Genomic DNA, 10,269 nt, shown 5'->3' with positions numbered 1-10,269 from the left:
CTAGTCGTGGTCAACGGAAATATGAATGGAGACCATTCATGGGAACTGAATCAGCAATTGCCGCATTATCGATCGGCGGACTGGTGGTGGGCATCGTCGTTGCGTGCGTGATCCTCATCAGTCTGATCGTCACCGCATACAACACGACGAAGATCCGCCGGGAACTCCAGGAGATCAAGGAGCGGTTTGCACATGACAATCACCTCGCGTCCTGAACCGTCGCCGACGGAGGCGGAGTTCAGCAGCCAGATGGACGTCATCTTCGACGGCATGAGGGCCGGACATGCTCAGGAGCACGACCCTGTCGAAGAGCCGTCGTCCCCTGTCGAGAGCACTACCGGTAGGGCCCGCGAGCCCGGGCTCAGTACTTCTTGCCCGGGTTGAGGATGCCGTTCGGGTCGAAGAGCGTCTTGATCCGGCGCTGGAGTTCCAGAGCCTCCGGAGCCATCTCGGTGTCCAGAGCGGGCAGCTTCTCCAACCCGACGCCGTGCTCGCCGGACATCGTCCCGCCCATCTCCTGGGCCAGCCGGCTCAGCGTCATGACGGCCTCATCGGCCCTCTCCCGGGCCCCCTCGGCCGGTGTGTAGGCCACGATCGGATGCAGATTGCCGTCGCCCACATGGCCGCCCAGCGCGATCGTGACGTCGTAGGCGCTCTCCACCTCGGCGACTCGCGCACTGAAATTGGCCAATGCACTGCGGGGCACCGCGATATCGCCCTCCACCGACCCGCCGAGCAGTCCACGGGCGCTCGGCTGGAGCTGGCGCCTGGCCTCCAGGATGGCTTCCAGCTCCTCGGCGCTGTCGGCCCGTTGCACGGTCGTCGCCCCGGCGTCGGCGAAGATCTTCTCGAAGCTCGCCAGGTCCTCCTCGGCCCCGTCGCGGGCGTCGGTGACCGCGAGCGCCCACGCGTTGGCCTCGGCCGGGACCGGGGCGTCGGGGATGTGCTTGCGGATCGCCTCCAGGCACCGGCCGTCCATGAACTCCAGCCTCGCCGGGGTACGCGGCCCCGCGGCGATCCGGTTCGTCGCGCTCAATCCTTGCGCGACGCTGGGGAACAGTCCCAGCACGCCGCGTTCGGGCCCCGGTGCCGGAAGCAGCTTCACGGTGATCTCGGTGACCACCGCCAGAGTCCCCTCAGAGCCCACGATCAGCCCGGTGAGATCCAGACCGCCGACCGTCTTGATGGTGCTGGGCCGGGTGCGCAGGACGGTGCCGTCGGCCAGCACCACCTCCAGGGAGCGCACCGACTCCCTCGTCACCCCGTACTTGATGCAGCGCATTCCGCCGGCATTGGTAGCCACATTGCCGCCCAGCGTGGCGATCTGCGCCGACGCCGGATCAGGGGCGTAGAACAGGCCCCGGTCTGCGGCCGCCGCCGCAAGATCGGCCACGATGACGCCGGGCTGGGCCACCGCGATCATGTCGTCGGCGTCGATGCGGATGATGGCGTCCATGGCGGTCAGATCCAGCAGGATCGCGCGGCTGATGGCGGACGCCGCCCCGGCGACGCCGGTGAGGGTGCCCTGCGGGACGACGGGGATCCGGTGGGCGTTGGCGTAGGCCAGCAGGGCCGAGACCTGCTCGGTCGACGCGGGCCGGGCCAGCACCAGGGGATCCGGGTCGCCCGGCATCGCCGAACGATCGGTGCGGTGGGCGGCCAGCGTGGTGGGGGAGTCGTCGAGGTCGATGCCGGGCAGTGAGCCACGCATCGCGGTCACAACACGGTGGGGAGCGGTCTCGTCGGTGAGATCGGGGTCGAGGGTGGTGGTCATCAGGATCTTTCTGGTGGTGGTCAGTGGAGCTTCTGGAGGCGGTCGACCGCCTGGCCGATGCTGTCTGCGGACTTGCAGTGGGCGAATCGCACCAGGGAGCGCATCCTGGCGGCGTTCGGCCCGGCTGCGCTGGTGAAGGCCGAGACGGGGACGGCGGCGACGCCGATCCGTTCGGGCATTTCGCGGCACAGCTGGGCGCCGTCCTCGAAGCCCAGCGGGGCGGCGTCGGCCACCGTGAAGTAGCCGGCGTCGGGGACGATGACGTCGAAGCCTGCGGACCGAAGCCCGGAGACGAGCAGGTCGCGGCGGTCCTGAAGAGAGGAGCGGACGGCGTCGAAGACCTCGCCCCCCAGCCCGAGCCCGGCCGCGACACCGACTTGGAAGGGGCCGCCTCCGGCGAAGGTGAGGAACTGCTTGACGGCCTGGATCGCGGTGATGAGCTCCGGTGCGGCGGTGATCCAGCCGATCTTCCAGCCGGTCACCGAGAAGGTCTTGCCGGCCGAGGAGATCGAGACCACGGTGCCGCGGGCCCCGGGCAGGGTGGCCATCGGGATGTGCGGGCCGGCGAAGGTGAGGTGCTCATAGACCTCATCGGTGATGACGTAGGCGCCATGTTCCTTGGCGACGGCCAGGATCTGTTCCAGATCGGCGCGGCCGAGCATGGTGCCGGTGGGATTGTGCGGGGTGTTGACGATGATGGCCCGGGTGTTGTCGGAGACGGCCTCCCGGAGCGCCGCCACGTCCAGTGAGAAGCCGGTCGGGTGGCCGTCTGCGTCGTGGGTCAGATCCAGCGGGGCGGGGACCTGCACGCCGCCGGCCAGGGCGATGACCGCGGCATAGGCGTCGTAGAAGGGGTCGATCGTGACCACTTCCTGGCCGGGCTCCACCAGCGCCAACAGGGACGCGGCCATCGCCTCCGTGGCGCCCATGGTCACCTGGATCTCGGTGTCGGGGTCGACGTTCAGGCCGTAGAAGCGGGCCTGGTGAGCGGCGATCGCAGTGCGCAACGAGGGGATTCCGGGCAGCGGCGGGTACTGATTACGGCCCGCGGCGATGGCCTCGCGGGCGGCGTCGAGCACCTCGTGTGGCCCTGGATCGTCGGGGAACCCCTGCCCGAGATTGAGCGCGCCGGTGCTGGTGGCCAGGGCGGTCATCTCGGTGAAGATCGTCGGCGCCACCCGGCCGTCGGCTCCCAGCAGCCCGGCACCGGCGGCCGTGCGGCGCCATGGGCCGGTGACGGGTGCCGGTGTGTTGAGATCCTCGGCGTTCTCACTCATTGACCCAGTGTCTCAAGCCCCAGCATCCCGGCCGCCTGCCGTTCACTAGATGACCGGTACCGGGTGATCCAGCGAGACAGCCGCTGATCTGTGGCGTTCATGTCCCAGACCCCCCATGTCTCGCTGGTTTACCCGGCACACCTCGGGTATGCGCACCGGGCAGGCATCGGATCGGGCGGTCACAGCTCGGCGAAGGGGACCTCCGGATCGGCCAGCCGGGCCGGATCGACGGGCCTGCGGGCCGCGATGATCGGCTTGACGGCATCGATGACATCCCAGACGTTGACATTCATCACCGCGGTGATGCGGTTCGCGTCGAGCCAGAAGGCCACGAACTCGCGGGTGTCGAGGCTCCCGCGGATCACCAGGGAGTCCTCCTCCCCGGGCTGCCCGTAGTACTCCATTCCGACGTCGTACTGATCGCTGAAGAAGTACGGCAGTTCCTCCCAGCGGGCGTCCCCGCCGAGCAGGTTCGTCGCCGCGATCGCGGGCTGGTTGAGGGCCGTGGCCCAGTGCTCCACCCGGCTCCTGGCACCCAGAACCGGATGGTCCACATTGGCGATGTCGCCGACGGCGTAGATGTCCGGGTCGCTGGTGTGCAGCCCGGCGTCGACGAGGACGCCGTTGTCCACGGCCAGCCCGGCGGCCTCGGCCAGTGCCACATTCGGCTCGGCGCCGATGCCCACCAGGACCGCGTCCGCCCCGATCGTCTCCCCGTTGGTGAGCCTCACCCCGGTTGCCCGGCCGGCCGTCGCGGTGATCTCGGCCACAGAGGTCCGCAGCCGGAAGGTGACGCCGTGCTCGCGGTGGAGTTTCGCGTAGACGGTGCCCATCCGATCGCCCAGGGCATGGGCCAGGGGGATGGTGGAGGGTGCGACGACGGTGACGACGCTGCCCTTCTCCCTCGCGGTGGCGGCCGCCTCGAGTCCGATCCAGCCGGCGCCGATCACCACGAGACGGCGCCCCTCGCCGAACTCGGCGCGCAGCGTCTCGGCGTCCTGCCTGGTCCGCAGCACATGGACCCGCTCGGCGCCGGCCCCGGATACGGTGAGCCGCCGTGGCGTGGATCCGGTCGCCAGAACCAGCTTGTCGTAGCGCAATGGGGAGCCCTCGTCGAGGGTCACCGCATGCACCTCGGTGTCGATCGCGGTGGCCCTGGTGGACAGCCGAAGGTCGACGTCGTGCTCGGTGTACCAGTCGCGGGGGTGGGTGACGGCGTCCTCGAAGGAGTCGCCGCCGGCCAGGAATCCCTTCGACAGCGGTGGTCTCTCGTAGGGCAGGTTCGGCTCCGCGGCGATGAGGGTGATCGAGCCGTCGAAACCCTGTTCCCTCAGCGCCTCGACGGTCTTCGCCCCGGCCAGGCCTCCGCCGATGACAACGACATCTCGTGGACTGCTCATTGGATCTCCTCCGATGGTGATCGTCACGGCCATTGTTGCGCGCAACGAGGCGGCACCGGAGAGCCTTGTGCGCAAATGCCGACCCCACCTCAGATCGGCGACGGCATCCAAAGTTGGCGGCGGCGGTGGAATACCACTGCCGCCGCCAGTTTTGGATGCCGTCGAGGAATGGAGCCCGGGGGAGGGGGAACGGGTGCAGGGGAGGAAGGAGAACGGGGTTCAGAGACCCGGGGGCAGAGCCCGGTCGCCGAGGACCGACTGGTTCCAGTAGTCGATGTCGTCGGGGCGGCGTACCGCGTCGTACTTGTTCAGCCACTCCGGCAGCAGCCACACCCGCTGGTAGAGCTGCGGATGCTGAGGCTGCCGGTGAGCTGCCCACAGGAAGAACACGAGCTCGGCGAGATCGGACTCGATGACATAGCTCACCCGGCCCTGCTCCGAATTGCCCACCATGGCGAACTGGCCCCGCTGGACCATCTGGCCCAGGTCGATGCTCTGCCAGTCCCAGGTCACCAGATCCCCGGCGGTCAGTAGGTGGAAGCCGTCGATGTTGATGAAGATCCGCCCCTGGTCCAGAGGACGCCACATCCGGGTGGCGTCGGCCTGGGCGGCATTCCTGCGCTGGGAGTTCCCGATGGCCCGGGCGAGCCCGACGCCGGCCGTCAGCGCCAACCCGTACTCGCCGGTGGCGAAGAAGAACCCGTTGTCATGGACGTAGGAGCCGTCCCCGGCCGCCTGGAAGGAGTACAGCGTGAAGGGGGCTGTGGCGATCACCCGGTTCTGCGGGAACTGCCCCGGAACCGCGAAGGGCACCGGAATGCCCGGCACCTCGTCGAAGTGGTCGGTGAGGATGCAGTGCACCGCGAAGGCGGTGCGCAGCAGGGACTCGTCACGGGGAGTCCACCCCACTCCGGGCACGCTGCTCCGGTACGCCCAGTCGAATCCGCTCACCTGGATATGGTATTCCGCCGATGTTCAGGCCCGACCAGGTGGCGGATCTCCCGGCAGTCGGGGGTTTCCGGCCCGGCCGGACCGAAAAGGACGGCCCGTCGGGAATCTCGTCCCCTCACTCCACGATGATCCGGTCCGGGGTGGCGGTGGTGGCGCGCATCGTCACCTCGAGCTCGTCGCCGATCCGCACCGAGCCGGGCACCCACAGCAGGCTCGCCTGCATGTGCGGAGGCTCGGCGAAGAAGAGCTTGTGGCCGCCGGCCGAGTAGGGGGACAGGGCCATCCGGCCCGCCTCCATGACGCCGTTGGCCACGGTCTGGGCGATCTGCCGGGCGTTGGCCGCAGCCGTCGGGGCCTGCATGGCCACCCCGTTGGCGGTTCCCCCCGAGACGATCGCCAGCCGGTGGTGACGCCGCCCGGCCCGGCGCTGCCAGTACCCGACGCGTTCCGAGGGCGCGACGTCGTGGACGTCCTGGACGCTCGCCCGGTAGTGCAGGGCGTCGTGGGCCCCCAGCCACAGCTCGGTGCCGACGCGATGGCGCACCTCGACGTGGAAGGTCTGACGCAGCCGGTCCAGATCGGCGGCGCTGAGGTGGGAGACCCACAGTGGAGCCGTGTACGCCGACAGGGCGGCGGTGGCCAGGTCGGTGGCCTCGCCCAGATGCTGGCCGATCATCGGCAGGTGGATGGTCCAGCCGACGATCTCCAGCCCCTCGGCGGCCGCGACGGCGGCCTCGAACTCGTCTGGCCGCATCCCGTAGCGGCGCATGGAGGTGAGCACCTCCAGGATCACCCGCGCTCCCGGACGGGCCTTCGCGACGGCGGCCACATCCTCGAGGCGCGAGAGGGTCGTGATGACGCCGGGATCGGCGAGCGCCGCCTCGGCCACGGCGTCGCCGGGACGCCACGGGGTGAGGACGACGACGTCCCCCTCGAATCCCGGATGCTCGGCGTCCCCGGCCCGGACATCATGCTCATCAGCGCTGCCGCGCACCTCGTGCTCATCAGCGCTGCCGCGCACCTCGTGCTCATCAGCGCTGCCGCGCACCAGCGCCACCTCCTCGGCCGTGCCCACCGCCAGGCAGCCCAGCCCGAGTCGTGTCACCTCGCCGGCCAGCCGGGCAAGCCCGAAGCCGTAGCCATTGCCCTTGGCCACCGGAACGATGCCCGGATCGCCGGCCACCACCGAATCCTGATGGGCCCGCCAGGCGGCGCCGTCGACGTGGAGCACCAGGCTCATCGCGACCTCCGGTTCATGTACCAGTCGAAGACCTTGTAGAGCAGCGGATCGATGACCAGATCCCACTCGCCGATGTAGGAGACGGCCTCGCCGCCCGAGCCCACCTTGAACTGGATGAGCCCCAGTTCCGGGTCGTCGGCGGCCAGTCCCTCGGTGATCCCGCGCAGATCGTAGACGTCGGCGTCGACGGCCATCGAGTCGCGGATCATCTGCCACTGGATGGCGTTGGAGCCGCGGACGTCGCGCTTGGCCGAGGTGGAGGCGCCGTAGGAGTACCAGGTGTGACGGCCCACGTGCACCCAGGTGGTCGACGCCACCAGGTCGCCCTCGTGGTGGGCCAGATAGAGGTGCATCCGGTCGGGGTCCTCGCCGTTGAGGGCGTCCCACATGGTCTGGAAGTAGTCCAGTGGGCGGGGGGTGAAGCCGTCGCGCCCGGCGGTCTCCACGTACACCTTGTGGAAGGCGGCCAGGTCCTCGCGGCCGCCCCGGCTCACCTCGACCCCCTTCTTGGCGGCCTTGCGGATGTTGCGCCGCCACAGCTGGTTCATCCCGGCGAGCACCTCGTCCTCGCTCAGCCGGGTGCGGACCCCGTCGGTCCAGGTCACCAGGGGCAGCTGGAAGTTGAACTTCGGCTGGCCGGCCGCGAATCCCTCGGCGGCCTTGGGGGGACGCCATCCCAGGTGGCGCAGCTGGTTGGCCAGCCGGGTGGCGTGCAGATTCGTGACATCGGCCGGAGCCTGGGACAGGGCGGTGATCGACTCGTCGGCGATGGCGTCCTTGATGGTGTCCTTGCGCCAGATCCGGTGCGGCAGGGTCGGGCCGATCCGCAGCGCGAAGGCGTGACGCCGTTTGGCGTGGGCGCGCAGGGCGTCGAGGATCTCGGGCAGGTCGGGGCTGGTCCAGTCCAGCACCGGGCCCTCGGGAAGGTAGGCGAGGTAGCGCTTGAGCTTCGGGACCTGGCGGTAGAGCACCAGTCCGACGCCGAGCAGCTCCGGGCCGCCGGGGCCGCCGTCGCGGACGATGCCGATCGACTCGGAGCGCCACTCCTGCTTGACCTTGGCCCATGCCGGGGTCTGGAGGAAACTCACCGTCTCCTCGGCTGTCGAGCCCGGGGTGGCCCAGTCGTGGAGGAAGGCGAGGTGCTGGGCAGGAGAGATCTGGCGTACCTGAATCACACTCACACCTTAACGGGGAGGAGCCGGTGCGACCGGGAACAGGAGGTCAGCAGCCGACGGTCGGGGCTCGACGGGGCCCTGGACCATGCGGGTTCGCAGCGACCCGGGCGCTGCGCGGGCGGGTTCAGGAGCGACCCGGGCGCTGCGCGGGCGGGTTCAGGAGCGACCCGGGCGCTGCGCGGGCGGGTTCAGGGCAGATCGGCCCGGTCGATGCCGGACTCCTCGATCCCGAAGCAGACGTCGCAGACCGGCTCGTCCATCGCGGTGGCGTCCCAGTCGGCCCAGTAGAGCTCCCGCGGCGGACCGGTGCGACGCCATCCGCGGGCGGTGCAGGCGTCGTCCAGATGCTGGTAGAACTCGTCGACCTCGGGGTAGGCGAGCTCGGCCTTGGTGAGGGTGATGTAGGCCTCCACGCGCCCGGACTCGAACCGGCGGACGACGCCGTCGGGCAGGTCGGCGGGTCCGGGGGAGTCGGGGGCGATCGGCTGGCAGACCTCGACGGTGCCGTCGTGGCCGGTCGACAGGCCGTCGTGGTAGATGACGAACTGGGCCGCGGCGACCGGGGCCAGGGTCCGCATCAGTTCGGTGGCCTCGTCGATCCAGGAGTCCAGGTCGTCGATGCTCACACGCCGCCAGACGGCCAGCACGGTCTGCCCGGGGACCCTGCGCAGGCGGGGTCGGTGGGAGCCGCGATGGCCGAGTGGGGGCGCCATGTCACCCGGCCGAGGGAGATTCGGGCGGTCTCTCGTCGCCCTTCTCGGTCGACGCCTTCTCCGCTTTCTCGGCCTTGTCCGCCGCCTTGCCCAGAGCCAGCGTCCGTGCGTAGTCGGCCTGGGTCGGCATCCCGTAGGCGCGCGCCGTCTGGTCGTGGAGGGTGATGATCTGCCGGCGGATCCGCTCGGAGAACTCGTGGGCGATCTCGCCGGGGGCCGGCTGCATCGGATGTCCGTAGACGACGTGCACCGGGGGTCGTCCCTTCGGCAGTCCCTGGAGGTCCGAGGGCATCGCCGAGAAGGCCCCGACCAGGGCGACCGGGATCACCGGCACCCCTCGGGAGATCGCCAGGGCCGCGGCGCCGGGCTTGAAGGTGCCCATCCCGCCGGTGCGCGACCGGGTGCCCTCGGCGAAGATCAGCAGCGGGATGCCGTCGGTCAGCAGGGATCCGGCGAGTCCGCGGTGGGTGTGCGGGGCGCTGCCGGAGCGGGTGCGTCCCTTGCCGCGGTCGACCGGGAAGGCGTTGAAGAACAGCACCGGGGTGAAGGCCCGCCACCAGTTCGTGAAGAAGTAGTCGGCCGCCGCGCCGGTGGACAGGTACCGGCTCAGCCGCTTGGGCAGCGACCCGAAGATCAGCGGGGTGTCCAGGTGGGAGGAGTGGTTGGCGGTGATGACATAGGCGCCGTCCAGCCCGCCGAGATTCTCCAGACCGTGGACGGTGACCTTCGTCACCCGCCAGACCAGCGGCTTGAGCAGAAGCATGTTGGCGGCCTGACGGGCCACCGCGTTGATGTCGCTGGTGTAGCGTCCGCGATCCTTGACCTTGGGCTTGATGGGCATACTCAGCGCTCACCGGCCTCACCGGAGGGGCCGCGGTCCGGCGAGCCGTCCGGGTGGGGGGACGGGAAGTCGGTCTTGTCCCGGCTGGAGGTGAGGTTGCGCGACAGCCACCGCATCGTCGATCGGGGGACGACCCCGGCGACCGCGATCGCGGCCTTCCAGCGGGCGGTGGGCACCGAGACGACCTTCCCCTTGGCCAGGTCCGACAGGGACTCGCGGACCAGGGTCTCGGCGTCCACCCAGACCACCTCGGGGAGGTTCGTGGCGGTGACATGGGCCCGGGAGTGGAACTCGGTGTGCACCCAGCCGGGGCACAGCGCCTCCACCTTCACCCCGGATCCGTGGAGCTCATTGGCCAGACCCTCGGTGAAGGTGAGCACCCAGGCCTTGATGGCCGAGTAGTTGCCGGTGTTGATCCAGGCGCTGGAGGAGGCGACATTGATGATCCCGCCGTGCCCGCGGTCCCGCATCGCCCGGCCGGCGGCCGCCGAGAGGATCAGGACGGCCCGGCACATCACGTCGAAGGCCTTCTCCTGGAGGGGGAGGGTCTCGGGATCCAGGATCTTGGCGTGCAGCCCGAAACCGGCATTGTTGACCAGCAGGTCCACCGGTCGCTCCCGGTCCTCCAGTCGCGCGGCGACGGCGTCGACATCGGCACGCACCGCCAGGTCGACGCGGATGATCTCAACCGAGACGCCGTACCGGGGTTCGATCTCCGCCTTGATGGCCGCCATCCGGTCGACGTCGCGAGCAGCGATGATGACGTCGTCCCCCCTGGCGGCGAGCTGCGTGACGAACTCCCGACCGATGCCGGACGTACCACCGGTGACCAAGCAGGATGACATGGGCTTTAATCTACGACCTCTCGTGCTGCGATGGCTGTCTCGGCGTCCTGTGG

General features: G+C 69.7%; 10 protein-coding genes. 1 reads left to right on the top strand and 9 read right to left on the bottom strand.

The genetic code is table 11. From position 1 onward, the window contains the following. A partial coding sequence (locus tag H590_RS18420; RefSeq protein ID WP_211221185.1) for a hypothetical protein occupies window positions 1–215 on the top strand: 215 nt, incomplete at its 5' end. 146 nt (window positions 216–361) lie between these two features. Here the strand turns inward: H590_RS18420 and H590_RS0111455 are convergent. The 9 genes from H590_RS0111455 to H590_RS16385 form a co-directional block, all read right to left on the bottom strand. Then, window positions 362–1,774 carry an FAD-binding oxidoreductase gene (locus tag H590_RS0111455; RefSeq protein ID WP_027587269.1) on the bottom strand — a complete coding sequence of 471 codons (1,413 nt, stop codon included), beginning with the start codon at window positions 1,772–1,774 and terminating at the stop codon, window positions 362–364. A gap of 20 nt (window positions 1,775–1,794) precedes the next feature. After that, on the bottom strand, window positions 1,795–3,051 hold the full coding sequence (locus H590_RS0111450) for an aminotransferase class I/II-fold pyridoxal phosphate-dependent enzyme (RefSeq protein ID WP_027587268.1): 1,257 nt from the start codon (window positions 3,049–3,051) through the stop codon (window positions 1,795–1,797). A gap of 179 nt (window positions 3,052–3,230) precedes the next feature. After that, a complete protein-coding gene (locus H590_RS0111445; RefSeq protein ID WP_027587267.1) occupies window positions 3,231–4,451 on the bottom strand; it encodes an NAD(P)/FAD-dependent oxidoreductase in 1,221 nt (406 codons plus the stop codon). A gap of 219 nt (window positions 4,452–4,670) precedes the next feature. Next, on the bottom strand, window positions 4,671–5,402 hold the full coding sequence (locus H590_RS0111440) for a hypothetical protein (RefSeq protein ID WP_027587266.1): 732 nt from the start codon (window positions 5,400–5,402) through the stop codon (window positions 4,671–4,673). Window positions 5,403–5,517: 115 nt separating this feature from the next. Continuing rightward, window positions 5,518–6,642, bottom strand: a complete 1,125-nt coding sequence (locus H590_RS19445; protein WP_028703656.1) for an alanine racemase — start codon at window positions 6,640–6,642, stop codon at window positions 5,518–5,520. Further along, on the bottom strand, window positions 6,639–7,817 hold the full coding sequence (locus H590_RS0111430) for a lipid II:glycine glycyltransferase FemX (RefSeq protein WP_301453906.1): 1,179 nt from the start codon (window positions 7,815–7,817) through the stop codon (window positions 6,639–6,641). The genes H590_RS19445 and H590_RS0111430 overlap by 4 nt, the downstream gene beginning before the upstream one ends. Before the next feature lie 188 nt (window positions 7,818–8,005). Then, window positions 8,006–8,530, bottom strand: a complete 525-nt coding sequence (locus H590_RS0111425; RefSeq protein WP_071161753.1) for a GyrI-like domain-containing protein — start codon at window positions 8,528–8,530, stop codon at window positions 8,006–8,008. Window position 8,531: 1 nt separating this feature from the next. Next, complete coding sequence (locus H590_RS16390; protein ID WP_036982176.1) at window positions 8,532–9,371, bottom strand: lysophospholipid acyltransferase family protein; 840 nt, start codon at window positions 9,369–9,371, stop codon at window positions 8,532–8,534. Between the two features lie 2 nt (window positions 9,372–9,373). After that, on the bottom strand, window positions 9,374–10,216 hold the full coding sequence (locus tag H590_RS16385; protein WP_051238563.1) for an SDR family NAD(P)-dependent oxidoreductase: 843 nt from the start codon (window positions 10,214–10,216) through the stop codon (window positions 9,374–9,376). Window positions 10,217–10,269 lie beyond the last annotated feature (53 nt).

The sequence above is a fragment of the Acidipropionibacterium jensenii DSM 20535 genome (assembly GCF_000425285.1).
Classification (GTDB): Bacteria; Actinomycetota; Actinomycetes; order Propionibacteriales; family Propionibacteriaceae; genus Acidipropionibacterium; species Acidipropionibacterium jensenii.
Note: the sequence above shows the minus strand (reverse complement) of the source record. Positions and strands in the feature narration are given on the sequence as shown.

What these genes read in the sequence shown, in the direction of transcription:
- H590_RS0111455 (WP_027587269.1), bottom strand. Translation starts at nt 1,774, where the DNA reads ATGACCACCACCCTCGACCCCGATCTCACCGACGAGACCGCTCCCCAC.
- H590_RS0111450 (WP_027587268.1), bottom strand. Translation starts at nt 3,051, where the DNA reads ATGAGTGAGAACGCCGAGGATCTCAACACACCGGCACCCGTCACCGGC.
- H590_RS0111445 (WP_027587267.1), bottom strand. Translation starts at nt 4,451, where the DNA reads ATGAGCAGTCCACGAGATGTCGTTGTCATCGGCGGAGGCCTGGCCGGG.
- H590_RS19445 (WP_028703656.1), bottom strand. Translation starts at nt 6,642, where the DNA reads ATGAGCCTGGTGCTCCACGTCGACGGCGCCGCCTGGCGGGCCCATCAG.
- H590_RS0111425 (WP_071161753.1), bottom strand. Translation starts at nt 8,530, where the DNA reads ATGGCGCCCCCACTCGGCCATCGCGGCTCCCACCGACCCCGCCTGCGC.
- H590_RS16390 (WP_036982176.1), bottom strand. Translation starts at nt 9,371, where the DNA reads ATGCCCATCAAGCCCAAGGTCAAGGATCGCGGACGCTACACCAGCGAC.
- H590_RS16385 (WP_051238563.1), bottom strand. Translation starts at nt 10,216, where the DNA reads ATGTCATCCTGCTTGGTCACCGGTGGTACGTCCGGCATCGGTCGGGAG.